Origin of the sequence: Parvimonas sp. M20, assembly GCF_035282425.1 — a bacterium.
In the GTDB taxonomy this organism is placed as follows: domain Bacteria; phylum Bacillota; class Clostridia; order Tissierellales; family Peptoniphilaceae; genus Parvimonas.
Window position 1 is genome coordinate 1 of sequence record NZ_JAYKBQ010000209.1, and the last position, 261, is coordinate 261.

A 261-nucleotide genomic window follows, 5' to 3' on the forward strand; every position below is an offset into this window, starting at 1 on the left:
AAAAATAAAAAAATTTAAATAATAAAAAATTTACCTTTTTTATATATAATCTATTTTTTCTCATTTTTTTTTACTGCAATAAAATATCTCTTATTTCCAAATAACACAACGACTCCATCAATTATTGGCAAAACGTACCAAAGGCTCTGTGCTCCAATCATACGAGTTAATAAAATTACAGCTGGAATAAACAAAATTATCTGTCTTAACATAACTAAAATACCGTCTGTTTTACCATCTCCAATCGCTTGAAAAAATGTT

1 pseudogene is annotated in these 261 nt (G+C 25.3%); it reads right to left on the reverse strand.

Going from position 1 to position 261, the window contains the following annotated elements:
* Positions 1–50: 50 nt before the first annotated feature.
* Positions 51–261 (reverse strand): annotated as a pseudogene (locus VJI93_RS08980) (MATE family efflux transporter); the annotation flags it as partial.